The following is a 25,024-nucleotide window of genomic DNA, read 5'->3' on the forward strand; positions in this document are numbered from 1 at the left end:
GACACGATTTTGAGCTTTCATAGCGTTCGTAATATAATCATTATTCAAGATCTCTACGGAGCAATTCCAAGACTTCGAAAGCCTTGATGAGATCTTCATGAGGAATTGACAAGAACCGCTTCAGTGAGCGCTTCAAATCCGTCGTGGAAATATCCTTGGTGCGCTCCAGATACAGTACCTCACAATACTCCTGCAGAAAATCGAACTTGCCTTTCCAGTCTTCCCCTATAGCGAAAGTATCAACGCTGTATGCCTTGACATCGTGTACTTTTTGTTCCCAGTTATTTTCGGGAATGACAAGATCTACACAGTCGATCGCTTCCACAATCTTGGCACGCTGATCGTAGGGAATCAGAGTTTTCTTACCTTTAAGTAAATTAAACTCATCTGTCGAAACACCGACAATTAACTGATCACCAAGTAAGCTAAGTTTTTTTAGTAAATTCAGGTGGCCAACATGAAACATATCAAATGTTCCATATGTAATAACTACCTTCATGGTTGATCACTCCAAAGTTTGTATTATGTTGCGCAAATTCTCAGATGACTTATCAATTGAGTAGTTATTTTTAACATGTTCGTGAGATCTATAGCACATTTCCTTATATACATCTGGATTATCAATTAGATATGAAATTTTATTAGCCAGGTCATGATAATCAAAGCAAGATGCTTTAAGGCCATTAATACCATCTATAACAAGTTCTTTAGGTCCATAATCAATATCAAAACAAACTATTGGTACAGCCTCTGCATTAGCCTCAATAATAGTCATTCCGAAAGATTCAGATGAAGATGTCAATACACATAAATCAGAGTTACGATACACTGTGGCAACGTCATCAATAGCGCCATTTATCGTTACACAATCTTCAAGTCCTAACTGTTTAACTTGTTGTACAAGCTCAGCTTTTAACTCGCCATGCCCATATATATTAAGGCTTATATTGTATTCTTGCTTTTTCAATATATCAGCAGCTAATATCAATAAGTCGATCTGTTTCAATGTTACATAGCGACCTAAACAGACTATATTGAAAACACGATTATCCTCGTGCGCGATTTCTATAAACTCATTATTTAATTTAACTGGACTCTCTGGGCAATGAGTACCATTTGGAGCTATTAATATCTTCCCGCCGACTTGCTTTTCATATACTGACTTATCGTCTTGTGTCAATACTGTTACTATATCGCAACCGGAATAATAATTTTTTATACTATCTTGCATGCTCTTACTATGAGCATCAAAATATCGATGCTCTTGAGCAATAACTTTAACTGTAGAGTTAGTCCATTTAGCGAGCATGATATTAATACTAGGCAGGGTTCCGATAGCGATACAGTCATCTAAGTTTTTTATTTTTCTCAATAACTTTACATCTGTTAAAAAGCTTAAGTTATCATAAAGCTCTTCATCTTTATGAAATGCAAATGATTTAAAGCGAGATAAGCCACTAACCACTAGGTGGTATGTGAGTTTTTTTAACCCTTGCTTTGAGTCAATTTTATATATATTGCGCCTAGCATCGTAGCAATGAGTAACTCGTATGCCTGGATGCAATCCCATCTTAGGGTATTTTGACGTCCTTCTAACACTAACAACTTCAACCTCATAGCCTTTGGTGTAAAGCCAGTTAGCAAAATTTGTTACAGTTCTAACAGTTCCACCGACACCATATATATTATAGACAAAAAAGTATATTTTTTTCTTTATATTAGAAATACTATCAAGTAATTTAGCTGAGCAACTAGAAGGCAAAGACAATTGACTTTTTAAGCTATTACTTTCGATCTCATTATCTAACTTATTACCAATCGACTCTATTAGTGACTCTTCATCATAGTAAACACTACCAATCCAATCAGAATCATTGTCTACGTAAGAACCTCTTTTAGCATAATAATCTTCATAGTCAAATTGATAAAAAACAACTTCTTTGTTGAGAGCATTAAAGTCCCAAGAAAGGCTAGAATAATCAGTAATCAAAATGGTCGACTGACAAATTATTTTCTGAACGTCAACGTCACCTGTGATAACTTCAACTATGTCGCTTTTTACATCATCGAATAATTGGACAAAATTATCTTTCTCTACATGTAGTAAGAATAAAATTCTCCAACCTTTAGATCTTAATTCATCACATAACTTCGTATTCGAAAGTAAGGAGAAATAGCTTTTAAAAAAATCAGACTCAACAAAGCCTTTCTCATCTTTATTAGCTAACCACTCTCTCCAGGTAGGGAATATTAAGATTGTTTTTGTTCGCTTAATATCACCAGCTAACTCTCTTAATCTATCATATCTTGGCAATCCAGAATTAATTACTCGTCCTTCTGCAATACCAATTTTTTTTTCTTCAAATTTAAGACTTGCACTCAGTTTTTCTCTGTATCCAGTCGACTCAATATATTCACCTAGCTCTACCTGAGAATTATTCGAAACTAACGCATCGTGAGAATATAACTTCCATCTTAAAAATTTAAGTCGATGCTCCGTTCGTCGGGGCATCATTCTATTTGTTACTACTTCTTTTTCTGATTCTGAAGATACTACAAATCTCAGAATATTTTTATTATATGACTCCGAGTTATAAAATATTTTTTTATATTTTATAACTCCATGCTGCAAATAAATTATAGGCTTAACGTTCTTCTTTTTTCTTGATATAAATATATCGGGTACGGCATCTTTTATGCCGTGTGAGACTATGCAAAAACGTGCTTTCAAGTAAATCTGACTATGCCTACGCGTATTCCTTTTTATCAATTTATCATTGCTGATCGACTTTAATTTATTATTATCTTTGAAATTTTTAACATCATATACAAAATAGCAATCAACTTGAGTATTATGCTCTAAGCAGTATTTAAAAAAAAGAAAGCCGTTATCTCTAGCTGTCTTTCCTAAATTTTCACCAAATAACCATATAGGTTTTTTCATTTGTTTACTGTCGATCTCTTTACTTAATTTATCAAACATATGTCACCCCTATTTAGCATGTAAAATTATATAAATATTTTCCATCGAAAATCTTTGCACTGATTGAAAAATCATTCTTCCAATCAATAGTAAAAACAATGCATTAAAGACTCCAATATTATTTATCTCAACTTGTAAGGCTAACATTGCGAATATAGCTATAAAACTTACAGATGAAAGATATTCAATATATTGCTTCCTATGCAGTCGAAGTATTCCTATTCGATCATGCTCCTTCACATAAAATACTTTTTTAACAAAAACCAAATAATTTCCTACTACTAAAAATACGACAAATAGAAAAGTATAAGGATCGACAATAATAGTTAACAGCATGGAAATAATAAGCAAGTATATTTCGGACATCAATTTTGCAATATGTCCATGTAGCTTTTCGAAACTAGATTTAGATTTAACTTTAAAAGCTTCTACCGTATTATTACTATTGACCCACATTGAAATATCTTTATCTAGATAGTATCTATGCAACACTCCAAACATAATATAACCAAGATATGTTATCGGCACCAAAGCAAACATCAACAACATAATATAGTTATGATTAATATCGAAAGGCAAGTAAGAAAAAGAAACCGGTATACTATTGGGTGAAGATAACAATATTAATATCTTAAGTGGTAAAAAGAAACTTATTACTTGTAAGAGTCTAGATACAGATAGAAATACGCTACTCATTTGGTAAGAGCGCGAATTGAATATGAATTCAAACAAGACGACTTTTATAAATCTATAATGTTCAAGTAATGTAATGTTCAAATTTCATCTCCAACATCAATCATTTTCAACTATCTTTTTAAATCTAGCCAAGGCACCTTCAGGAAATTCACCTAAAGATTCAAGCCTAATCTTACGCCTCGCTTCGTATAAACTATCATCAACTTCTATTTTTTTTAATATTTCTATAACATCTATATTTTTATCTATTAAACTCGCTGCTTTGCTAGATGGGAAATCTTGCATAAACTGCTCTTCATTATTGCAACCAGGCTTATATAATACTATCGGCTTCTGTGTTACCAAATACTCATTTAAAACACTAGAAATATCACATATTAAGACATCGCTCTTATTCATCAACTCATGAAGTGATGTCTCACTACCATAGATTTCTTGGTGATGATCTGAGAATAACTTTTTTATCTTTTCGAGAAATATTTTGTTCTTTCTATTTACTTTTCCAGTATAGGGATGAGGTTTAAATAATACTTTATACTTACCTGAAGAAAGCAATCTATGGCAAAATTTATATCCCTCTTGGTTAATAGAGCTATAGTTGACTCCTTCTACATATCCTTCCCATGTAGGTGCATACAACACTGTTTTAATTTTCTCGACTTCTGATCTTATGTTTAATGACATATCAGCCTGTGGTCTACCCACATACTTTATCTGCTCAGTACGTACGGGAATGCCTGAATCATGTAGCCGACGCTCTGATAAAGGGCCTGCTATATATAATTTATCATAAGCCATTAAGAATTTACTTTGATTTACCGCTTTATCACTTTCCCCATGATTAATGAAGCAATGCTCCAAATGATGATAACGTAAGGCTTGTACGTTTTTCATTGTATTAGCAGGATATAAAACTTTTTTTATCGATGTAGGTTGGCCAAATATAACTTCTAGATCTAATTGAGTCCTGGCTGAAATCACTGTTATATTAGTAGGCAACATTCCTAAATATACATCTGATTCTCGAACAACGATAATTACTCTTTGTTCTAACTTCTCTAATACTGGCAACCACTGATTTATCTGATATGCAACGCCCTGCATGCCGGTCACATATACTGCGATCACAGGCCTTTCATTTTTAATACGATTTATTGCATACTCTCGTATACACTTTCTGTTAGCTATTCTATGAACTAAAGGAGCAAAGTAATAAACGGATAGTATGACATAAACTGCAAAAACAATAATGGCCACATAAGATGGTGTTAATGCAACAAGAAATGGCACGATCGAGCTTACAAGAGATAATTTATAAGAGTAACTATGTGACTTCCGGAAACGTTTTTCCTTTTGTATCTCTAGACCAGCAATTCGGAAATCTATTTTAGATAATTTAGCCGTTAAGATTTGGAAGCAACATATCAGAGCGAATATAGCTACTGTCAAAAAACTAACTGATGAATTTATTACACTTGCAAAAAGTAAAGATAGTAAAGATAAGAAGGTTGGGAATAAACTGTGCTTAAATAATTTTCCTATTGAACCTTTCATATTTGCTGGTCTCTTCCCAAGTTTTGGACACGCTACCGCCCCAGAATTAAAGGGCATTTCCTGAAGCCTGAGGCACAATCAAGGAACCATAAGAATTGAAACAGTTCCTTGATCGACGCACAAAAATAGCGATATAGATTCATAAAAGCTTCATCGATTATACACAATTCTGACGTATTAGGCCAGAGATTAAGAGTAAATCCAGCTTGCATACAAGACCAAAGATAACTTCAAGCGCATAATGTAAAATTTATAAAATAGTCTTTATTGATGCTTTCCGATCGAGTGATCAAAGAACTCTTAATAAAAAGCACTTCGATATACCGAAGTGCTTTTTTCTATGGATACATACACTCAATATTTTCTAATTTTCCAACGCCAATAATGTGTTACCAAACCACCGACAATCAGGTTATGCACAAACAGGCCTGTCGGGAATGAATTATAGGATTCAAAGTTACTGATTATCATCCAATAGATGAAGAACATCAGGCCGAAGCAGGCAATGTCATCAGGCATCGTATTACCCCGCCATGCGAGCCAGGTGGCACGGCCAATCCAGAATGCCAATAGAGACATCGCGACAAGTCCAACAATTCCATATTCGACCCAGGTTTCCAGGAAGTAATTATGCAGGTGGCCATATTTTGCCAGTACCCAATCTGGCAGCCAGGTCGTTTCCGACATGACCAACTGACGGCCTTCAGGTCCCCACCCTGTCATCGGGCGTTCCGCAATCCACTGGCTCGCCGCAATCCAGCTATTGATACGAATCCCGATGCTTGTATAAGGTACTTCCGTGATCTCGCCATCTACCAACTGAGATATCACACTGCTCTCTTTATGGAAGCGATGATTGAGAGAGTCTCCCAGTGTAGAGACCAATACCCCTGCCCCGATTACGATAGATAATAGAATTGTGACAAGATACTTTGTCAAATGTCTGGTTCTACCCTCCAGTACGGACTTGATAACCCAGAGTATCAGACCAATGCCACTCGCAATCGTTGCACTGAGCCAGACGGCTCTTGTCTGACCAACGGCGATGCCAGTCACTACCATCACCATCGCCAGGCACCAAAGCGCTATTCTCAAATACCGCGCGTTACCGTTGCTCCAAAAGCGACGAGCAAAACAGAGCAAACCCAATAGCGAAACCCCAAACAACATGGATGCATGCTGGTTGTTACGGATTCCGAATCCCACTCTTTCCCCAGTAAACCCAGTGAGCCATCCGTCGTCACCTGGTGCAAATAGCGTCGTGACCAAGACCCCGCAGACTGCCAGTCCCCACACGATGAGAGTATTTCGTGTACTTCCGTTCAACCACCACGCCACACTGATGAAGATAAACAATTTGGCCAGATCCTGGAGCCTTGGGTCATCTATCGCCCATTGCGGGTACTGCCATAATCCCAGGCTCCAGGAAAACAATTGTACGCAGAGAAACCCCAGAAGTAATAAGAGGGGGGCCTTGCGCAAGCCTTTACCGTATACACAGAATGCGACAAGCCCCGAAAATGCCAAGACTCGTTCCATCACTTCTTGAGTGTTTGGCAAGACAAATTGTAAAGCGGCATATAATAATAACGATATGATGCCTATATAAGCCAGCCAACGAGCTCCGAGACGATCATCAATCGAATACCAACACTTTACAGGTTGCATAATGACTCTACTTATCCAAGGTGTCTTTATCACACTGGGGTTTATCTTGGGGATATCAAAGAGTCTTGTCTCTATGCGAACTAGATAGACTCTTTCAAGCTGAGTTATCGAATAACGAACTCTGGACGCGGAATTTTACACAGTCTTTCCTGCCACCACAATGAAGACCGCTCAAAGGAGGAGACGCCACCCACTTTTTGAGTAGTGAAACAGGAGGTTGCCATTAGTAAAGCCATCGCAAAGCCCTGCTTGCCCATCATCGGGTCAGCCTTACCAAGACCTGGCAAAATGAAGCAGGTCTGCAGACACGACGACGTCACGCACAATATTATCTGAGTCATGACTACGCCGGGATTCACATGACAAAGATAACTTATGATTACTTGAATGATACGTTAAATCACTCTCTGTTACAAAAGATTCACCTCATCTGTTGAGCGATAACAGGTCATGGATTGAGCTCGTCCCTGAGACAAGAACTCCAGGGTGAGATGATGTCTGAATACGTCACTACTGCGTCGACACCTCGGCAACTAATCCGATGTCCGTCATTCGACTTTGCGTCTTGAGCTATGATTCTGACCTCCAATCTAGACCTTGGTTGTCAGTATCCGCCATCCAGTGACTTGATATTGCGATCAGCCAACCCCTGAACAATCGCGCGGAGGCCGGTAACGGTCGATGAAGGCCGTGGACAAGATGCTCAGCCAGGCCAATAATCGCGCGATGGACTGTGACACGCACCAGCTCGCCCTTTGCGATGGCGTCTCCCGCCATGAAATCCCAGGCCAGACCGATGCCGGCGCCTCGCTGAATGGCGGCATGCATTGCCAGCACGCTGACGGTGTCAGGGTGCTGTCGCGCGCAGGCGTCGCCCTCCCATCTCGAGTCCTTTCAGCTCTGGGTGAACGTGCTGCTGGTAGAGCATTCCCGCACCGGAAAGCACAACGCCTCGCGTCTTGCGCACGAATAGCGGCGTGCCAAGTGACGCTCCCAGCGCGCGAGCCGCCTGTCCATGAGCCTGTCCCTGACGCTGATCGGGGTGGATATCGTCTGCATGAACGTGCCTGTTCTGCTTCGCTTCCTGCAGGGCTCGGGAGAGTGGCGAGACCTGATCGGCATGCTGTGTGGTTCGCTCGGCGTGATGTCCTGGACATGGTTCGCACTGCGCAATGCTCAACAACTCAAGGCCGGACGTTTTTCCGCGCGAGAGTGGTCCACCCTGCAGGGCATCGCGACCGGGGTCGTGGCAATCATGATTCTTGTGCTGGTCGCCGTCATGCAGCCGCGAATACTGCCTCTGGAGCTGTCATCAGAGCGCTGGTGGGCTTTCGGTGCCGCAGTCGTCTTCATGTCGGTGGGCGGTTCGTGGATTGCCAATGCCTTGTGAAACTCCTCCGCCCAGCGACTGCAGGTCTCCGTGGGTGGGCAGATGACCGTCTTCGAGACCTGCTGTGTGTTGCTCTACGGCTACCTGCTGGCATGGCAATGGCCCCAGACCAACGAAGTATTGGGCATGCTGCTGATGCCTGGAGGTGTCACCTGGGTTCTCCGTGCCGAACAGCATGTGTCCAGCCCCCGCCAGATAGCACAAGGCGTGCCGGTTGCTGGACCGGAAAAGTGAAATCCCCCGCCTGATGCAGCGTGGATTGCCTGAGGGGCATGCACCTCGGGGTTCGCTTGCTGGCTTCAGACACGCCAAGGCCGCCTCAAAGGGCGGCCTTGGCGTGTCTGGTGAGCAGTCTCCATCACTGCCCTACTTACTTACCTATCTACCTATCTACCTATCTATCTACCTATCTACCTATCTACCTATCTACCTATCTACCTATCTATCTACCTATCTACCTATCTATCTACCTATCTACCTATCAATCAATCAAACACTCACCCATAGAAGTGCTCGACAAGGCTCATGGGAATCGCCGGCACGTAGGTGACCAGCATCAGCACCAGGAAGAGCACGAAGATCATCGGCAGATTGACCTTGGTGGTTTCCCACATGTCCGTTCTGGCAATCGAGCATGAGGTCGCCAACACCGAGGCGACGGGGGGTGTCTGCTGACCGATGGCCAGGTTGAGCGTCAGAATCAGGCCGAAGTGGATGGGATCGATCCCGATCTGCTGGATCAGCGGCATCACGATCGGCACGACCAGGATGATGGCCGCTGCACCATGCAGGAACATCCCCAGCAACAGCAGCAGGATATTGAGCAACGCCAGCACCGCCACCGGGTCCGTGGTCAGTGAGGTGATTTCCTGCGCCAGTTGCTGCGGCAGCTGCATCTCGGTCAGGAACAGCCCCAGGACGGCTGAGGTCGCGACCAGCAACATGACGACGGACGTCTGGATCACGCCATCGATCACCGCCCGATACAGCACCTGCAGATTCAACTCGCGATAGACCAGCCCACCGATGACCAGCGCCGCCAGCACGGCGATGCCCGCCCCTTCCGTGGCAGTCACGAAGCCGCCGAAGATTCCGCCCAGAATGATGACCGGCAACGTCAGCGCCCAGAAGGCTTCCCGGAACGCCTTACCAAGCGCTGATAGCGAGAAGGCAGCCTCACGCGGCATGTCGTACTTGCGGGCATAGTAGTAGCAGAGCACTGCCAGGCCGAATCCCCCCAACAGGCCCGGAATGATCCCCGCCACGAACAGTTTGACGATGGAGGTATCCGCGATGGCGCCATACAGGATCATCGACAGCGACGGCGGAATGATGATCGCCAGTGACGCGGAGGATGACGTGATGGCCGCCGAGAACTCTGGCGTGTACTTGCGCTTCTTCATCTCGGGAATCAACACCGACCCCGTGGCTGCCACGTCCGCGACAGCCGAGCCGGAAATCTCGGCAAAGAACAGTGACACCCCGACATTTACCATGGCCAGGCCACCGCGCACGAACCCCACCATCGCCGTGACGAGATTGATCAGCCGCATGGAGATGCCTGACGTGTTCATCAGTGCACCGGCGAGGATGAACAGCGGAATCGCGATCAGCGGGAACTTGGTCGCGCCATTGAAGAGCGTCAGCGGCACGTTCACCAGCGCGTCCACGCCCATGAAGATCACCACACCCACGACCCCCACCGTGCCGATGGCAACCGCGATGGGAACGTTGATCAGCACCAGTGCGAACAGGGCCGCGATAATGATCAGTAGCGTCATGAGCGGTGCTCCTTGAGGTCTTCCTCGGCCAGACGGATGGCTTCCGCGATCTCTTCCTCTTCGCTGTTGACGCCTTCACACATCTTGCGCCATGCGTGGGGTAGGCTCAGCAGCTCACACACGATGAAGAGTGCCGCACTGAGCGGGATCACCGACTGGGTGACATCCAGGCCGATGCTCGGCAAGGCGATCAAGGCATCCCAGGCCAGCACGTCCAGCACCTGATACCCAAACCAGCCAACCACGGCAAAGAATCCGATCACGATGAGCTCAGAGGTAATGAACAGCGTACTGCGCAGTGCGATAGGCGCCTTGGTGATCAAGCCGGGAAAGCCCATATGCGAACGCTTCAAGGCCGCGAGACAAGCGCCATAGAAGCTGAGCCAGGCCAAATTGATCGAGGCGACCTCGTCATACCACGGCAAGGAGCCACCAAAGGTACGCAAGGCCACTGCCGCCAGCACGATCACCGTCAGCGACAACAGCAGGCCGACGGTAAATACCTCAAGGCAGCGTTCTACCACACGGTTGATCCTGTCCAGCACTGTCAAGTCAGCCTTGGCCGTCAGTCCTTCCCCACTCTCGGTGGGGAAGGTTGCCTTGGCCGCATGGGAATGCGAGCTCATGACTTACTCCTTGGCCAGTGCCATGGCCCGGTCAACCAGCGCCTGCCCGCCATCGACCTTGTCGGAGAACGCCTGATAGACCGGCGCACTTGCAGTGACGAAGGCATCCCGATCCACCTCGTTGACGGCCATGCCACCCGCCTTGAGGCTTGCCAGCAGCTTGTCATCAAGCTCCGCACCCTTGGCGAAGGCCCAGCTCTGGGTCTCGGCGGAGACTTCGGCAATCGCTGCCTTCACGTCCTCGGGCATCTTGTTCCAGCCGGCCTGACTGCTGGTCAACCAGATGGGCGAATAGACATGATTGGAGAGTGACAGGTACTTCTGCACCTCCTGGAACTTGGCGCCATCGATGTTGGACAGCGGGTTCTCCTGACCATCGACGACCCCGGTCTGCAGCGCCACGAAGACTTCCGAGAAGGCCATCGGTGTCGGGTTGGCGCCCCAGGCGTTGAACATGCCGGTCCGCCATTCGCTCTGTGGGGTACGCAGCTTCAGCCCGTCCAGGTCTTCTGGCGCAACGATCGGATGCTCGTTGTTGGTGATCTGACGGAAGCCGTTCTCCCAGGTGGAGACCAGCTTGAGGCCCTTGGACTTGGCATCCTCGGCCAGATCCGTCATCACGATCTCGTCATCGATGCGCTTGAGGTGCTCACGGTCCTTGACCATGAACGGCATGTCGAACAGGGCGAAGCTTGGTGACACGGACGACATCACCGAGGAAATCGCGGCCAGGTCGACCGTACCCAGGCGCAGCTTCTGGATCAGCTGGCGCTCATCCCCCAGCTGCCCACTGTGGTAGTACTCGACCTGATGCTCATCGCCGAGCCGGGCTTGCAGGCTATCGGCGAAGTACTGCGCGGTCTGGCCCTGCAGACTGTTGGGACTTCCCCCGATGGCAAACACGATCTTCTCGGCATGCGCAGTCGTGGTACCCAAGGCGGCGGCTAACAGCGTGGCGGCAAGCATGACTCGCTTCATTGTCGAATCCCTTTGATTGTTCTGATTATGGGTATGGACGTATCGCGTCTGGCATGACGCTTGAGGACGGTGAGCGTGTGCTGGCGACGGAGCTTCGAGCGCTTCACGCGCAAGAGCCGCTTCCCTCAAGTGGACTGCAAACCATACCAGATAGAGCAGAACTTAGACGCCTTCCGACTCAAGGGTCAATCCAATTGGCGCAGAAATAGACCTTTGTCTAGACAAATACGCAACATATCGCTCTACACCATAACATCTGGCCTGTTTTGCAAACCACATGATGCCTGATGGCGGTGCTCCAGACGCGAAGGCCCCACCGGCATCGCCGGCAGGGCCTGGACAGATCAGACATCAACCTCGATATCTCTTCAGCGGGGCCATGAGCTGGCACTCACCATGGCGCAGGGGGGGTCTTACGCACCACCTCCCCAGGCCACGGCATCATGGGGGTGAAGGCTCTCGATATGCCGCACATGGACATGCGCCTCACCCTGTGAGACCGCCAGGCTATTGATCAAGCGGCGCGCGGCGTCCTCGACGAACATCAGATTCTGACCATTGAGCGCGGCAAACGACTGCTCATCGGCGCGTTTCACGGCCGTCTGGACGGGCGTCGCCACGGCCTGCTCGATGGCATCGATCAGCGCGATCAGCCCCAGGTCGTGGGCCTCAGGCTTGAGCGTGACCTGGACAATCGCTTCACTGCGCTGGCTGTGGGGCGTGGCCAGGGTGGCATAGTGGGTGAGCCACTCGGCGACCTGCTCAGGCGTCAGCGCGGCATCATTGCGGTGAGCCTCCAGGAATGCCTGCTCGATCAGCTGACGCGACAGGGCCGCCGAGCAGGGACAGGTGGAGGAATAGCCCACCGTGACACTGGCCTGCAGCGTGAACCTGTCCTCGCGCAGACTGGCCTCCAGCGTGACGGGATACGACTTCCATCCGTAGAGTGCCGGCGTGACTAGCGCTGGACGCTTCACCAGCAGTGCGAACGCCATCTTCACGCGGGCATTGCGCGAGGTGCAGTCCTGGTGGCTTTCGACCATTGCAGCGAGCACATTCCGCAGACTGCCGGGGGTCAGCGCCTTGCCCTCCGCCAGCCCATCCAGCAGACGGTAGAGGCGCGACATGTGAATGCCCTTGGTGTGCGGCATCGGCAGGTCGACCTGCGCATCCACGTGGGCATGCAATTCACGGCGGTAATCGCCCTCCTCGATGAGTACGGGCAGATCAATGCCCTGCATGCCCACCCACTCAAGGGGGCTCAGGGAACGGGAGCGCTCGGTCAGGGAAACGTCGGGGAGTATTGCGGTCATTCGTCAGATATCCAGAGCGGCTCTCCTCAGTGCCACCTCCCTCACGCCGGTGGGAGGCAGGCACTGAGTTCCGCCGAAGTGAGGGGGAGTGTCAGGAGAGGTGAAGAACACAGCGCGGACGACTCGCCGTCAGCGCAGGATCATCCCGCCAGTCGCGAGGAGTGATGGCCGGTGATCTTCCACTCGCCGAGGATCTCCTCGAAGGTGAACAGAAAACGGGCCGGAATCGTGACCGTCTCGTCAGCGACGCGATACTCGAAGGTGTAATGGCCGCCGATCACCACGGTGCCCAGCTTGCGACTGACCCGTGGCGAGTACTCACCCAGCTCGCAGGCCAGCGCCTCATTGGCGAGAAAACCATCGAAATAGGCCTGCCGCTGCTGGCGATTCTCACGCACATCATCGGCGACCGTCGGCACCAGAATCGCGTCCTCGGCATACAGCGAGAGAAGCGTTTCCTTTTCCCCACGCGTGACGGCGATCGCCCAGCGCTCGAGCGTGCGAGTCGCGGCATTGATGCAAAATTCAGCGTCACGTTCCGTCAATGGAAGGGACGTCGGATGAGGCATGCAGTGGCTCTCCCTTGAGGATGGTGCTCTTGAGGATATGGAAAGAAAGACGGGGGGCTGCCGGCCTCCCCGCCCTGATGTCACGTGATCGCTCAGGCGTCGGCACACCGCAGGATGCCCTGCCCCAGACGCTTGATCAGCTGCGGATAGAGTGTCTCGCCCAGCGGCAGCCCGACACCCAGCGGCTCGAAGACGATGGAGGTCTTGACGCCGGTCCCCTCGAAGACACTCTCGATCAACGCCGGGTTGTACTGTGGCTCACGGAAGACGCACTGGATGTTGTCCCGCGCCACGCGCGTCTGGATCTCCTTGACGCGCGCCGGGCTGGGCGTGGAGGCATCCCCCAGCGAGATGGCACCGGACGCGGGGACATCGAAGCGGTGCTCGAAGTACTGGTAGGCATCATGGAAGACGATGTAGCGAGTGCCCTGAACTTGCGCCAGACGCGCCGACAGTGACTCTGTCAGCGTCTCGAGCTCCCGCTGGCCGGCCCGGGCATTGCTGCGATAGGTCGCAGCATGCTCCGGGTCCTGCGCTGCCAGCGATTCCGCGATCGCCGCCAGCCAGAGACGCGCATTCATCGGGTCCAGCCAGCCATGCGGGTTCATGCCAGCGTGGGCATGCTCATGGTGATCATCATGGCTGTCGTGGTCGTCATGCTCATCATGATACGCCTCGAAGGTGGCGCCCTCGCGATAGCGCAGATGAAGGGTGCCGGGCACTTCCATCAGCTCGACGACATCGGCATCCGCCGCCAGCGACGCACGCGCCTTGGCAAGCCAGGGTGTCAGGTCATCACTGACGAAGAACACGATATCCGCGTCGGCGAGTGATCTGGCTTCGGAGGTCCGCATGGAATATCCATGCGGAGAGGCACCCGGCTGAATGACAAGCTCGGGACTGCCCAGCTCTCCCATGACGCGCGCGACCAATGAATGCACCGGGGGGATGTCCACCGCGACGGATGGCACCTCCGCCATGGCCACGGCGGGCAGCATCAACACTGGCAGCGAGAGTAAGGGCAGCAACCGATTGCGCATGACGGTTCTCCAGAAGATGCGATGACACGGAAGGAAGTTTGGAGACGCTACCGCCTCGACTCAATATGTTATAACATAACACTTACAGACACTGAACCGTCAACGTTGTCATTCTTCAAGGGCCCGCTTCCCATGCCGCTGTTATCGATCGAGAACCTCTGCGTCACCCTCGGCAAGCACCGCATTCTCGAGGAGATCGAGCTACAGGTGGAACGCGGTGAAATCGTCACCCTCGTAGGCCCCAATGGGTCCGGCAAGTCCACGCTGCTTCGCAGCATCATCGGGTCCATTGCCCCATAGCACGGTCGGATACAACGAGAGCCGGGACTCAAGATCGGCTATGTCCCTCAACGTCTGAGCCTTGACCCGACGCTACCGATGACGGTGGAACGCTTCCTGAACCTGCCACATCGACACTCGCTGGATGCCGTGGCGCATGCCCTCCTGCAGGCCGGCATTCCCGGTGCCGAGGTTCAGCAGATCGCCAGTCTCTCCGGTGGTCAGTTCCAGCGCATTCTGCTGGCCCGTGCACTGCTGGATTCGCCTGATCTCCTGCTGCTGGATGAGGCGACCCAAGGCCTGGATCACCGAGGCATCGCGGATTTCTATCGTCAGATCGACCGTGTCCGTCACACCCTCGGCTGCGGAGTGCTGATGGTCAGCCACGAACTGCATGTGGTGATGCGCGCCTCGGACCGCGTCGTCTGCCTGCATGGGCACGTCTGTTGTCAGGGCACGCCAGAGCGCGTCATGGCCTCACCGGCCTATCAGGATCTGTTCGGGCTCGACACCGCTGACGCCCTCGCCTTCTACCGACATGACCATCGACACAGCCATCACCACAGTCATCACCACAGCCACACGGCGCCGCCGATGGATGACAGGGTGCCGCCGATGGATGACAGGGTGCCGCCTGCACAGCCCCTCACGACACCCGCGACACCGATCACAGAGAGATTGTACTGATGCTTGACGCCCTCATGGACGACTTCATGGTCCGCGCCGCTCTGGCAGGCATTGCCGTGGCGCTTGCGGCAGCGCCCCTGGGCTGTTTCGTCGTCTGGCGGCGCATGGCCTATTTCGGCGATGCCACGGCCCACGCCGCAATTCTCGGGGTGGCGCTGTCACTGTTGATGTCCACCTCGATGCTGGCAGGCGTGCTCATCGTCTCGCTGATCATGGCGACGCTGGTAACCCTGCTCAGCGGACGCGGCTATGCCATGGACACCCTGCTTGGCGTCATGGCGCACTCCGCGCTCGCCTTCGGGCTGGTCGCCGTCTCCTTCCTGCCTGGCGTACGGATCGACCTGATGGCCTATCTGTTCGGCGATATCCTGGCCGTCAGCAAGACGGATCTCGCCATCATCGCCACAGGCGGCCTGCTGGTCCTCGGGCTGCTCCGCTGGCGCTGGTCGGCATTGCTCACCGCCACGCTCAACGAAGACCTGGCGCGTGCCAGCGGTATCAACCCGCGACGCGAGCAGCTGGTGCTGACATTGTCGCTGGCCGTGGTGGTCGCGGTCGCCCTGAAGGTGGTCGGGGCGCTTCTGATCACCGCCCTGTTGATCATTCCGGCGGCCACGGCACGCCGCTTCTGCCACACCCCCGAACTCATGGCGGTTGCCGCTGCCATCATCGGCGGGATTTCCACCACCGGCGGACTGCAGGCGGCCTACTGGCTGGATACGCCCACCGGCCCGACCATCGTGTGTCTCGCCGCCTCGCTGTTTGCCCTGAGCAGAGTATCGGCACAGCTCTCGCGTCTGGCCTCCCGCACAGCCCCCGACGCACCTGATCCACGAAAGCGAGTCGAGTGAGCCTCTCAGACACTGACAGGATGCCGGAACGCCGAATGGCGAGACGACTACTTTTCTGCGTCAATTAGCAGCTTGCGCAATAGACGGGCAAGCTGCTCCTGCTCCTCACTGTCCAGCACACTCGCCATCTGATGCAGGTTCTCGACATGCCCCGCCAGGGCATCGTCGATCAGATGACGCCCTTCCTTCGTCAGCACGACGCGATTGCTACGCCGATCTTCATCACTGGCCTGTCGCTGCAACAGCCCTCGCTTTACCAACTGATCAATCCGCGTGCTCATGGCGCCAGAAGAGAGCATCAACGTCTGATACAGCTGAGTCGGCGTCAGCGGTTCTCGAGAACGTCGCAGTGTCGCCAGGATATCGAACTCGACAGCAGACAGGCCAAACCTCTCGAACACCTGCTCCATGGCTGGACTGAACAATCGACCAGCTCGGCGAAGACGTCCGAAAATGCCCATCGGCCGACAATCCAGGTCGGGGCGAGCCACCTCCCACTGCGCAAGAATACGATCCACACCATCCGTCATCATGTCTCTCCTGAATATCTTTTCAAAAAGATACTTTGATCTCTGGAGATTTGCGAGTACTGTAAATATATCTTTTAAGAAAGATACTTTCAGGAGAGACAGCTATGCCACTCACCAACGCCAGGAGCCTGGCCATGACCGCCATGGGCCCGATCATATGTGGCAGCACCTATCTGGTGACGCAGACCCTGCTGCCCCTGGATACCCCCTTCACTGCAGCGGCCATCCGCGCCATCCCCGCTGGGATACTCATACTTCTCTGGACTCGGCAGACCCTGACAGGTGGGTGGTGGTTGAAGGCCATGGTGCTCGGCACGCTCAATATCGGGCTGTTCTTCACTTGCCTGTTCGCCGCTGCCTACCGCATTCCCGGTAGCCTGGCCGCACTGCTGCTGGCCAGCCAGGCGGTGTGGGTACTGCTATTGAGCCGCTGGTGGCTAGGCACCGGCTTCAGCGTGACGGCGGTACTGCAATGTGGCTTCGGCGTGGGGGGTGTGGTGCTGCTGGTCACTCCCGATCAGAACGGGCTGGACCCGGCGGGACTCGGATTTGCCCTGCTCGGCGCGCTCTCGATGGCAGCCGGCATCGTCTTGAGCAAACGCTGGGCACGTCCGCCCGACGTCAGTCAATTGAGCCTGACTGGTTGGTAACTGGTGTTCGGCGGGCTCTTGCTGCTCCCCCTGGCTGCCTGGTCGGAAGGGATCCCCACCTCCCTCGATCCTCGTCATCTGCTTGGCTACGGATACCTGATCCTTCTGGGGGGCGTGCTCGGGTATGGGCTCTCGTTCGCCGGCATCCAGAAAATGTCCGCCTTCTCCGCCTCTCTGCTGGGGACCTTGAGTCCACTGACCGCGACGGTATTGGGCTTCCTATGGATGGACGAGTCATTCGGACCGCTTCAATGGCTTGGCACCTTGTGCATTCTCACGGCCCTGACACTCCCTCTCGGATTCTCACTCAAGCGACATGTCGCTCAACGCAGCCAACCTGCACCTACCCAATGACACTCCCAAGGAACTCACCATGAACTTGCACCTGATGATCATCGTCGCCAGTCAACGCCCTGAATCCGCCAGCCTGCGATGCGCACGATTTCTGGAACGTCAGGCCCTTTCTAGCGGCTTTGCGGACTGTGACATTCTTGACCTTGGCAAGACACCACTCCCCTTGTGGGACACTGATCTTGACAGTCATGTAGGCCATTGGTCCGACATGCCGGACCTTCGACAACGGGTGCAGGCAGCCCATGCCGTGATTCTGGTCACGCCCGAGTGGCATGGCATGGCCACACCGGCGGCCAAGAACTTTCTCATGCTGTGCACCCAACATGAGCTGGGTCACAAGGCTGGATTGCTGGCGGGGGTATCTGCGGCAGACAACGGGGTGTATCCCATTGCCGAGCTGCGCATGAGCGGGACAAAGAACAATCACCTGTGCCTGATTCCGGAGCAGCTGATCTTTCGTCAGGTCGATAGCCTGATTGATGCTGATTCGTTGTGTCACGATGAACCGTTCGAGGCTCGGAGCCGCTACACCATGAGCCTGCTGGCCCACTATGCACGCGCCCTCACGCCGATAAGAGACTTGCCGGGCGTCCCCTCAAGGAGCTTTGCCTTCGGGATGTAATGCTCTGGCCAGCAGGGCTGGCTCTGACGTCTTCTCATCCACCATGACAACACCCCACTGACCAATGATCAGTGGGGCGTTGTCATGGGGCGCGAGAGTCATCGGGCACTATCTGCCCATCACTCATTCCCAGGCGGGGAACGGGTCCGGCAGGTCACGCCAGGCTTCCTTGCCCGCCAGCAGCGTGGCGTCATCGAGCAGACAGTCGTCCAGCGCCTGGCGGATACGGGCTTCCTCCAGGTTCTGACCGATGAACACCAGCTCCTGGCGCATGTCGCCGAAGGGCTCTTGCCATTTTTCCTGGATCGACGCCAGATACTTGGGGTCTTCGGGCCATTCGACCTTCGGTACCGCCTTCCAGAACATGCCGCCGAACCCGTAGTGGGCGATGCCACCGGCCTGGTTCCACTGCCCCGCGAACTGCGGGCGCGTGGCCAGCCAGAAGAAGCCCTTGGAGCGCAACAGCTTGCCACCGAACCAGTCACCGTGGAGCAGCTGGTGGAATTTCTCGGGATGGAACGGTACGCGTGCATGGTAGGAGAAGCTCGAGATGCCGTACTCCTCGGTCTCCGGCACGTGCTCGCCGCGCATCTCCTTCAGCCAGCCCGGTGCCTGCTGTGCACGATCGAAACTGAAGCGACCGGTATCCAGCACCTTGGAAAGCGGCACGGCGCCCTGCGCCATGGGCAGAATCTCGGCCTCCGGGTTGAGCGAGCGCAGCACGGCCGTCAGCTCATCCAGCTGGGTTGCCTCGATCATGTCCGTCTTGCTGATTAACAGCACATCGCAGAACTCGATCTGGTCAACCAGCAGGTCGGCGACATTGCGCTCATCGTCCTCGCCGAGGCTTTCCCCGGCTTCGGCCAGTGACTGCGCCTCGCGATACTGGGCAAGGAAGTTGGCACCATCCACGACGGTGACCATGGTGTCGAGGCGCGCGACATCGGAGAGGCACTGGCCATCCTCATCCTCGAAGGTGAAGGTTTCCGCCACCGGCAGTGGCTCGGAAATGCCGGTGGACTCGATCACCAGGCAGTCGAAGCGCCCCTCCTCGGCCAGCCGGCGGACCTCGATGAGCAGGTCCTCGCGCAGCGTGCAGCAGATGCAGCCATTGCTCATCTCCACCAGCTGCTCCTCGGCGCGATTGAGCGCCACCTCGCTGCCTGTGCCGGGTGCGCCACGCACCATGGCGGCGTCGATATTGACCTCGCTCATGTCATTCACGATCACCGCCACCCGCCGCCCTTCGCGGTTGGCCAGGATGTGATTGAGCAGTGTCGTCTTGCCGGCGCCCAGAAAACCGGACAGCACAGTGACTGGCAGGGATTGTGGCAGGGGCCGCGACAGGGCTTGAGACGGGGATTGCGTTGGAGACACTCGGGGGGAAGTCATCAGGCGGTACCTCGATAGGATAGGGTCTTGGCCACGTCGCTTTCGCCTGGAGGCATTCTTGCCGGCGCAGGGTCAGGGCGAGGGACAGGTGAGTGCCTGGACGTGGGGGACCGCTGGTTTCTCGATCATCAGATGCGGCAAATGATACGTTATAACATAATCTTGCGTCAGCCATTTTCTGATGAACCGCCCCACCTTCTTGTCTCATCAGCATCAGAAAGAAAGAAAACGCCCCGCTGGCAAGCCAGCGGGGCATTTCTCGTCGTGAGCAGAATGTCAGGTGACGATCAGACCGCCATCATCACGGTAAAGACTGAAAATCCAGAGCAAAAGCACTTCATGCATCGCCATGAAACATCAAAGAGCATAGCAATGACGCAAGCATGAATAGAATTATTGGCTGCGACGAGTTGGATGCTACCAGGGGAAAATAACTCACGAACAAGCCCTACAACGCAGCAAACAAGGTCGGTGCAGCATGGAGGATTTCCGATATTCATGTAGCTTAATTTTTGCTCAGCCATGTATCAGCCGGCCTTCTTCAATCTCGAGCGGGCTCTCCCCAATAATGAGTAAAGGTCCTTGGGGTCATCAGGCACCGGCACCAACAAAATATCCTCACCCAACTTCAACTCACGAGCACAGTCGTTGATCAGCCGAAGCGTAGAATAGTCTTCCAGTGCAAAGCCAACAGAATCAAATATCGTGATTTCAGTATCATTGATTCGCCCCTTTGATTTATTAGCCAAGACTTCCCAGAACTCTGTCACCGGATGGTCTTCTGGCATCTGCTGAATCTCACCTTCGATACGGCTCTGAGGTGCATACTCAACAATGATCCGTGATTTCTGCAAGATATCCACATGAATCTCAGTCTTTCCAGGACAATCACCACCAACGCCATTGATATGAACCCCTGGACTGACCATATCTGGAGTGAGAATGGTAGCATTGCACTTATCGGCAGTGACAGTCGTGATGATATCGGCACCCTTAGTGGCTTCATGAGCTGATTCACACAAGATGACTCTCAACCCAGGCAAGCCAGACAAATTATAGGCTAGTTTCTCGCTTGCATTGCTATCGACATCAAAACAACGAATCTCGCGAATCCCCAGCAAATGATGAAAGGCCAATGCCTGGAATTCACTCTGAGAGCCGTTGCCAATCAAGGCCATTACAGTAGAATCGGAACGAGCCATATGCCTAGCTACCATCACGGAAGTAGCGGCTGTGCGGAAGGCAGTACTCAAGGTCAACTCCGAGAGCAGGACTGGATAACCACTATCAACATCAGACAGCACACCAAAGGCCATCACTGTCATCAACCCCTGGGTCGGGTTGCCGGGATGGCCGTTGACGTACTTGAAAGTGTATCGCTCCGAGTCCGCTACCGGCATCAACTCAATCACACCGATTTCACTATGTGCAGCTACCCGAGCACTTTTATCAAATTCAAACCAGCGCTGATAATCAGATTCAAGGTAATCGACAAGGAAATTAAAAAATTTGATCTCACCGATATGGTCAACCATACGGCTTAGGGTAGGAACATCTACGAAACGCGTCATATAAAACTCCTCTCAAAGGCATGATTACTTATCCACAAAAAACTATACCCCTTACATACCTCCTTGATTACATTTACATTAAAGAGAAAATCTCAGCACAGCACCTGAGCCTGGCATACAAATTTCCATGAGCAACCGTCACAAGTCACTTTTTCCGTATTTTCGAAATATAGCATAGCTAAAAGTTATCCCTTGCACTTCATTTCCCTCTTCCTAAAGAAAGAAGTGGATGGCTTGATTCCCCCAGACCTTAGACGTCTTTTATAACAGATAAGGTCTTGTTTTATCTCAGGCGCCAAGAGATAAAGCCCTATAATATTCACTATAGCCATCGAGAAGAACATTGCATCAGAAATATCAATAACTGCCCCAAGCTTCAAAGTGGCTCCGACAATGGTAAATCCACAAAATATGAGCCGAAATATAAGCTCATTTCTGGAGCTTTCACCGAACAGATAGGTTGAAGCTTTCACGATGTAGTAGGAGTACGCAAGAATGGTTGAGAGTGCGAACACGATGACCGCAATTGCAAGGAGATAAGGAAACCAATCGATAACTGTTCCGAATGCCATAGAAGTCAGCTGCACTCCTCCAACTTCCTGATGAGTATAAGCACCGGTAATGACAATAACGAGTGCTGTGGCTGTACAAATCACGACCGTATCGATAAAAGGCTCATGCAACGCCACCATGCCTTCAGTAATTGGTTCTTTGGTTCGCACTGCAGAGTGTGCAATCGCAGAAGTGCCAACTCCAGCTTCACTGGAAAATGTCCCTCGGCGCAGCCCCTGAATCATAACGCCTAGAACTCCACCTTCTACTCCCTCTGGTGAAAAAGCCTGGGAGATGATAGTGGTGAAGGCTGCCGGAACTTGGTCAATATGCAAAAAAATGATGATCAGTGCAGATAACAAATAGATGCCGCCCATTAACGGAACCAGAACTTCGGTAATTTGAGCAATACGCTTTATACCACCGATGGTTGCCAAGCCTACGAGCACTGCAACGATCACCCCGAATAGCCACGCTTTATCAGCGAAGAAGCTACTATCTCCACCAGTAACACTAACGATTTGTTGATACGCCTGATTGACCTGAAACATGTTTCCTCCGCCCAGCGAAGCGCCGATCAGGCAGATGGAAAACAGCGCTGCCAGAAACTTCCCGAAGCCACACATATCATGTTTCGCCAGCCCTTTACTCAGATAATACATAGGACCACCTGAAATCGAACCATCAGGATTCTCGTTGCGATATTTGACCCCTAGTGTGCACTCCAAAAACTTGGCAGACATACCAAACAGCCCGACAACGATCATCCAGAAAGTGGCCCCCGGTCCTCCGTGGGAAATAGCGACAGCCACGCCCGCAATATTTCCCAAACCAACGGTACCGGAAAGTGCCGTCGCCAACGCCTGGAAATGCGTCACTTCCCCCTCAGCAGAGGAATCAACATAGTCACCTCGAACAAGTCTCAAAGCATGAAAGAAAGAGCGGAAATTCACGAAGTTAAAATAAAAAGTGAAGAAGACCGAAGCAACTGCCAGCCATATAACAATAAGTGGAATCTGAACCCCCAGAAAGGTGACAGAATAGAATATGATTGATACAGCAGTACTAGCGATTGGCCCCATGATTGAATTTATGGTTGTATCAATACTTACCTCGCCATGCGCCCAAGCGAGCTTGGTAAACAATAACAAAAATCCAACAAGCATAAATCTTATCATCATTACTCCATCCTTTTCTCGCTACATACGTTATTCATTAACTCCAAAAACTTACTGCTTCACATTGAACACATTCAAAGTCATTATTGATCAATAACATGACAGGGTCTGACGAAGGCGAGGATTTATAACTTCCTTAACTACTTTCGCAGAGATATTCAAAGTCTATCCATCACCCAGACAGTATTCTTCAACTCTTATACCCTGCAGAACTATACCGTGAAGACAAGTGAATTCCTGCAATTGTGCAACGTACCGACCCTCCTGCTTTTTCGATTGTCGGAATCGAAAGAGGTACCAGACGCGTACTTTCTTGAATGATGGATATCTGATCTGGATGTAGTGAGTCAAAGGCCGTTTTCGATAAGGCAAGCAATCGTCCTTCACGCCCCTGTAACTCGATAGCATTTCCCGCAAAGGATGCAATCTGGTGCTCGTTAAGCGAAATCACGTGGCGTCCAGATTCTTTCAAACGACTCACTACCGCCTCTCTCTGTTCTTTATCGACGATCATGTCTTCGCCAATGAGAGCGTAGTCAGTCGCAATGCACATGAGAACATTGGTGTGATAGATGCGGACTCCCTGTGAATCCGCTGCAGAAAACACCATAGGATCAAAATTAAAATGTGTGCAGAAGCGTTCAAGTATTAGCGGGTTGGTGCGATCCGATTCTACTGCGTAGGCTACGCGATCTATATGGTCAATCACCATGGCTCCAGTACCTTCAAGATACAAGCCATCTGATTCAAGCCCTGAATAATCAATTACGTCCTGCACGCGATACTGTTCTTTTAGCATCTCAATCACATCGATACGACGCTCTTTTCGCCGATTGTTTGCCTTCATCGGATAGATCGCCACATGCCCGCCAGGATGTGTAGAAAACCAATTGTTCGGGAAAACACTATCCGGGGTTTCCGGGTTGTCTCCCTCGAAAACATGGACTCTAACCCCATGATGCTCAAGCTCTTTCACAGCAACGCTGTGTTCTTCATAAGCACGTTGAACAAGACTTTCATCGCTGATGAACTTTATCTGAAAGGCATTGTCAAGAGCTGTTTCCGCATTCACGACGAAGTGATGAGGCCGCACCATAACGATAGCGGATGGAGCTTGAACTGAAGACAAATGATTCGACATACTTGTTTCCTCGAATAAAGTGTTTCCACTATTGTAGGAGCAGCATGTCGCATGAAAAACAGCCAACCAGCCTGATCTATGACCAATAAATGAGCACTTTGCGTAGACTAGCTGCACAAACTGAGAACCAGTAATGAAACAGGCGACTGATACGAAGTACGTCTTCGATGATATTGACAGGTTGCTTATCAGCCTGTTGCGCAAGGATGGACGAGCCCCTGTCTCGAAACTTTCCGAGATCATGGACGTATCGCGAGGGACGGTGCAGACACGCCTGGATCGTCTGCTTTCCTCTGGTGCTTTACTGGGTTTCACCGCCAGGGTACGAGAGGACTACGAAAGCAATGCCGTCAGGGCAATAATGATGATCGAGGTTATGGGGCGGAACACATCACATGTTATCAACAAGCTTCGCGGCCTACCCGAGCTTCACAAACTGCATACCACCAGCGGGAAGTGGGATCTTGTCGCCGAGGTTCAAGTAAACAGTCTAAGCGAATTTGATCGTGTACTACGTGAGGTACGGCTGGTCGAGGGCGTACTCAACAGTGAGACCAGTATCCTGCTATCAAGCATTTAGGCTGCAACTAGAGCTTTGGGAGACCTCTTGGACACTACA

The 25,024-nt window shown here is 51.1% G+C and carries 23 protein-coding genes and 1 pseudogene; 8 read left to right on the plus strand and 16 right to left on the minus strand.

The features are described from left to right. Positions 1-40 precede the first annotated feature (40 nt). From QD172_RS13980 to QD172_RS14000, 5 genes are all read right to left on the minus strand, one after another. Positions 41-499, minus strand: a complete 459-nt coding sequence (locus QD172_RS13980) for an adenylyltransferase/cytidyltransferase family protein (RefSeq protein ID WP_347882035.1) — start codon at positions 497-499, stop codon at positions 41-43. A gap of 6 nt (positions 500-505) precedes the next feature. Then, complete coding sequence (locus QD172_RS13985) at positions 506-2,983, minus strand: CDP-glycerol glycerophosphotransferase family protein (RefSeq protein WP_279856055.1); 2,478 nt, start codon at positions 2,981-2,983, stop codon at positions 506-508. A gap of 9 nt (positions 2,984-2,992) precedes the next feature. After that, a complete protein-coding gene (locus tag QD172_RS13990; protein ID WP_279856056.1) occupies positions 2,993-3,439 on the minus strand; it encodes a hypothetical protein in 447 nt (148 codons plus the stop codon). Positions 3,440-3,775: 336 nt separating this feature from the next. After that, entirely contained in the window at positions 3,776-5,290 is a 1,515-nt protein-coding gene (locus QD172_RS13995) for a CDP-glycerol glycerophosphotransferase family protein (protein WP_279856057.1), read from the minus strand. 297 nt (positions 5,291-5,587) lie between these two features. Continuing rightward, on the minus strand, positions 5,588-6,901 hold the full coding sequence (locus QD172_RS14000) for an O-antigen ligase family protein (RefSeq protein WP_279856058.1): 1,314 nt from the start codon (positions 6,899-6,901) through the stop codon (positions 5,588-5,590). A gap of 1,015 nt (positions 6,902-7,916) precedes the next feature. Between QD172_RS14000 and QD172_RS14005 the strand changes: the two genes are divergently transcribed. Next, the gene (locus QD172_RS14005; protein WP_279856060.1) at positions 7,917-8,291 is read left to right on the plus strand and encodes a hypothetical protein; all 375 of its coding nucleotides are present in this window, start codon (positions 7,917-7,919) and stop codon (positions 8,289-8,291) included. Between the two features lie 42 nt (positions 8,292-8,333). Then, positions 8,334-8,525, plus strand: coding sequence for a hypothetical protein (locus QD172_RS14010; protein ID WP_279856061.1), 192 nt, complete (start codon positions 8,334-8,336; stop codon positions 8,523-8,525). A 263-nt stretch (positions 8,526-8,788) separates the two neighbouring features. Here the strand turns inward: QD172_RS14010 and QD172_RS14015 are convergent, their stop codons facing one another. The 6 genes from QD172_RS14015 to QD172_RS14040 all read right to left on the minus strand — a co-directional run bounded on the left by QD172_RS14015 (position 8,789) and on the right by QD172_RS14040 (position 14,598). Then, positions 8,789-10,072, minus strand: a complete 1,284-nt coding sequence (locus tag QD172_RS14015; protein ID WP_084208291.1) for a TRAP transporter large permease — start codon at positions 10,070-10,072, stop codon at positions 8,789-8,791. Beyond that, positions 10,069-10,698 (minus strand): TRAP transporter small permease subunit, encoded by a 630-nt coding sequence (locus QD172_RS14020; RefSeq protein ID WP_144727211.1) that lies wholly within the window; start codon positions 10,696-10,698, stop codon positions 10,069-10,071. The genes QD172_RS14015 and QD172_RS14020 overlap by 4 nt, the downstream gene beginning before the upstream one ends. A 3-nt stretch (positions 10,699-10,701) precedes the next feature. Then, the gene (locus QD172_RS14025) at positions 10,702-11,676 is read right to left on the minus strand and encodes a TRAP transporter substrate-binding protein (protein WP_279856062.1); all 975 of its coding nucleotides are present in this window, start codon (positions 11,674-11,676) and stop codon (positions 10,702-10,704) included. A 413-nt stretch (positions 11,677-12,089) separates the two neighbouring features. Further along, complete coding sequence (folE2, locus tag QD172_RS14030) at positions 12,090-12,989, minus strand: GTP cyclohydrolase FolE2 (protein WP_279856063.1); 900 nt, start codon at positions 12,987-12,989, stop codon at positions 12,090-12,092. A gap of 140 nt (positions 12,990-13,129) precedes the next feature. Further along, positions 13,130-13,558 carry a DUF4440 domain-containing protein gene (locus QD172_RS14035; protein WP_279856064.1) on the minus strand — a complete coding sequence of 143 codons (429 nt, stop codon included), beginning with the start codon at positions 13,556-13,558 and terminating at the stop codon, positions 13,130-13,132. A gap of 92 nt (positions 13,559-13,650) precedes the next feature. After that, positions 13,651-14,598: a zinc ABC transporter substrate-binding protein gene (locus QD172_RS14040; RefSeq protein ID WP_279856065.1), complete on the minus strand. Its 948-nt coding sequence runs from the start codon at positions 14,596-14,598 to the stop codon at positions 13,651-13,653. A gap of 132 nt (positions 14,599-14,730) precedes the next feature. Here QD172_RS14040 and QD172_RS14045 point away from each other — a divergent pair. Then, positions 14,731-15,564: pseudogene (locus tag QD172_RS14045) on the plus strand (metal ABC transporter ATP-binding protein). Further along, the gene (locus QD172_RS14050) at positions 15,564-16,415 is read left to right on the plus strand and encodes a metal ABC transporter permease (RefSeq protein WP_279856066.1); all 852 of its coding nucleotides are present in this window, start codon (positions 15,564-15,566) and stop codon (positions 16,413-16,415) included. The pseudogene QD172_RS14045 and the gene QD172_RS14050 overlap by 1 nt, the downstream one beginning before the upstream one ends. Before the next feature lie 47 nt (positions 16,416-16,462). Here the strand turns inward: QD172_RS14050 and QD172_RS14055 are convergent, their stop codons facing one another. Next, positions 16,463-16,945, minus strand: a complete 483-nt coding sequence (locus tag QD172_RS14055) for a MarR family transcriptional regulator (protein ID WP_279856067.1) — start codon at positions 16,943-16,945, stop codon at positions 16,463-16,465. Positions 16,946-17,049: 104 nt separating this feature from the next. Between QD172_RS14055 and QD172_RS14060 the strand changes: the two genes are divergently transcribed. After that, the gene (locus QD172_RS14060; protein ID WP_279856068.1) at positions 17,050-17,595 is read left to right on the plus strand and encodes an EamA family transporter; all 546 of its coding nucleotides are present in this window, start codon (positions 17,050-17,052) and stop codon (positions 17,593-17,595) included. Between the two features lie 373 nt (positions 17,596-17,968). After that, entirely contained in the window at positions 17,969-18,571 is a 603-nt protein-coding gene (locus QD172_RS14065) for an NAD(P)H-dependent oxidoreductase (protein ID WP_200017211.1), read from the plus strand. Between the two features lie 123 nt (positions 18,572-18,694). On the opposite strand, the gene zigA is transcribed toward QD172_RS14065, so the two are convergent. Beyond that, positions 18,695-19,963 carry a zinc metallochaperone GTPase ZigA gene (zigA, locus tag QD172_RS14070; protein ID WP_279856069.1) on the minus strand — a complete coding sequence of 423 codons (1,269 nt, stop codon included), beginning with the start codon at positions 19,961-19,963 and terminating at the stop codon, positions 18,695-18,697. A 27-nt stretch (positions 19,964-19,990) separates the two neighbouring features. Here zigA and QD172_RS14075 point away from each other — a divergent pair, with 27 nt between their 5' ends. Further along, on the plus strand, positions 19,991-20,350 hold the full coding sequence (locus QD172_RS14075; RefSeq protein WP_279856071.1) for a hypothetical protein: 360 nt from the start codon (positions 19,991-19,993) through the stop codon (positions 20,348-20,350). Between the two features lie 140 nt (positions 20,351-20,490). Here the strand turns inward: QD172_RS14075 and QD172_RS14080 are convergent, their stop codons facing one another. The 3 genes from QD172_RS14080 to QD172_RS14090 all read right to left on the minus strand — a co-directional run bounded on the left by QD172_RS14080 (position 20,491) and on the right by QD172_RS14090 (position 24,405). Beyond that, positions 20,491-21,534, minus strand: coding sequence for an ornithine cyclodeaminase (locus QD172_RS14080; protein WP_279856072.1), 1,044 nt, complete (start codon positions 21,532-21,534; stop codon positions 20,491-20,493). A 185-nt stretch (positions 21,535-21,719) separates the two neighbouring features. Then, positions 21,720-23,267 (minus strand): alanine/glycine:cation symporter family protein, encoded by a 1,548-nt coding sequence (locus tag QD172_RS14085; RefSeq protein WP_279856073.1) that lies wholly within the window; start codon positions 23,265-23,267, stop codon positions 21,720-21,722. Positions 23,268-23,454: 187 nt separating this feature from the next. Continuing rightward, complete coding sequence (locus tag QD172_RS14090; RefSeq protein ID WP_279856074.1) at positions 23,455-24,405, minus strand: arginine deiminase-related protein; 951 nt, start codon at positions 24,403-24,405, stop codon at positions 23,455-23,457. Between the two features lie 133 nt (positions 24,406-24,538). Here QD172_RS14090 and QD172_RS14095 point away from each other — a divergent pair, with 133 nt between their 5' ends. Further along, complete coding sequence (locus QD172_RS14095) at positions 24,539-24,985, plus strand: Lrp/AsnC family transcriptional regulator (RefSeq protein WP_279856075.1); 447 nt, start codon at positions 24,539-24,541, stop codon at positions 24,983-24,985. The last annotated feature ends 39 nt before the right edge of the window (positions 24,986-25,024 follow it).

Origin of the sequence: Cobetia sp. 10Alg 146 (assembly GCF_029846385.1) — a bacterium.
In the GTDB taxonomy this organism is placed as follows: domain Bacteria; phylum Pseudomonadota; class Gammaproteobacteria; order Pseudomonadales; family Halomonadaceae; genus Cobetia; species Cobetia marina.

Bases quoted from the DNA above. Each gene is read 5' to 3' on its own strand.
- QD172_RS14010 (WP_279856061.1), top strand. From the start codon at position 8,334: ATGACCGTCTTCGAGACCTGCTGTGTGTTGCTCTACGGCTACCTGCTG.
- zigA (WP_279856069.1), bottom strand. From the start codon at position 19,963: ATGACTTCCCCCCGAGTGTCTCCAACGCAATCCCCGTCTCAAGCCCTG.
- QD172_RS13985 (WP_279856055.1), bottom strand. From the start codon at position 2,983: ATGTTTGATAAATTAAGTAAAGAGATCGACAGTAAACAAATGAAAAAA.
- QD172_RS13980 (WP_347882035.1), bottom strand. From the start codon at position 499: ATGAAGGTAGTTATTACATATGGAACATTTGATATGTTTCATGTTGGC.
- QD172_RS14055 (WP_279856067.1), bottom strand. From the start codon at position 16,945: ATGACGGATGGTGTGGATCGTATTCTTGCGCAGTGGGAGGTGGCTCGC.
- QD172_RS14090 (WP_279856074.1), bottom strand. From the start codon at position 24,405: ATGTCGAATCATTTGTCTTCAGTTCAAGCTCCATCCGCTATCGTTATG.
- QD172_RS14015 (WP_084208291.1), bottom strand. From the start codon at position 10,072: ATGACGCTACTGATCATTATCGCGGCCCTGTTCGCACTGGTGCTGATC.
- QD172_RS14040 (WP_279856065.1), bottom strand. From the start codon at position 14,598: ATGCGCAATCGGTTGCTGCCCTTACTCTCGCTGCCAGTGTTGATGCTG.
- QD172_RS14035 (WP_279856064.1), bottom strand. From the start codon at position 13,558: ATGCCTCATCCGACGTCCCTTCCATTGACGGAACGTGACGCTGAATTT.
- QD172_RS14095 (WP_279856075.1), top strand. From the start codon at position 24,539: ATGAAACAGGCGACTGATACGAAGTACGTCTTCGATGATATTGACAGG.
- QD172_RS14000 (WP_279856058.1), bottom strand. From the start codon at position 6,901: ATGCAACCTGTAAAGTGTTGGTATTCGATTGATGATCGTCTCGGAGCT.
- folE2 (WP_279856063.1), bottom strand. From the start codon at position 12,989: ATGACCGCAATACTCCCCGACGTTTCCCTGACCGAGCGCTCCCGTTCC.
- QD172_RS14005 (WP_279856060.1), top strand. From the start codon at position 7,917: ATGAGCCTGTCCCTGACGCTGATCGGGGTGGATATCGTCTGCATGAAC.
- QD172_RS14085 (WP_279856073.1), bottom strand. From the start codon at position 23,267: ATGATGATAAGATTTATGCTTGTTGGATTTTTGTTATTGTTTACCAAG.
- QD172_RS14025 (WP_279856062.1), bottom strand. From the start codon at position 11,676: ATGAAGCGAGTCATGCTTGCCGCCACGCTGTTAGCCGCCGCCTTGGGT.
- QD172_RS14020 (WP_144727211.1), bottom strand. From the start codon at position 10,698: ATGAGCTCGCATTCCCATGCGGCCAAGGCAACCTTCCCCACCGAGAGT.
- QD172_RS14080 (WP_279856072.1), bottom strand. From the start codon at position 21,534: ATGACGCGTTTCGTAGATGTTCCTACCCTAAGCCGTATGGTTGACCAT.
- QD172_RS13990 (WP_279856056.1), bottom strand. From the start codon at position 3,439: ATGTGGGTCAATAGTAATAATACGGTAGAAGCTTTTAAAGTTAAATCT.
- QD172_RS14065 (WP_200017211.1), top strand. From the start codon at position 17,969: ATGAACTTGCACCTGATGATCATCGTCGCCAGTCAACGCCCTGAATCC.
- QD172_RS13995 (WP_279856057.1), bottom strand. From the start codon at position 5,290: ATGCCCTTTAATTCTGGGGCGGTAGCGTGTCCAAAACTTGGGAAGAGA.
- QD172_RS14050 (WP_279856066.1), top strand. From the start codon at position 15,564: ATGCTTGACGCCCTCATGGACGACTTCATGGTCCGCGCCGCTCTGGCA.
- QD172_RS14060 (WP_279856068.1), top strand. From the start codon at position 17,050: ATGCCACTCACCAACGCCAGGAGCCTGGCCATGACCGCCATGGGCCCG.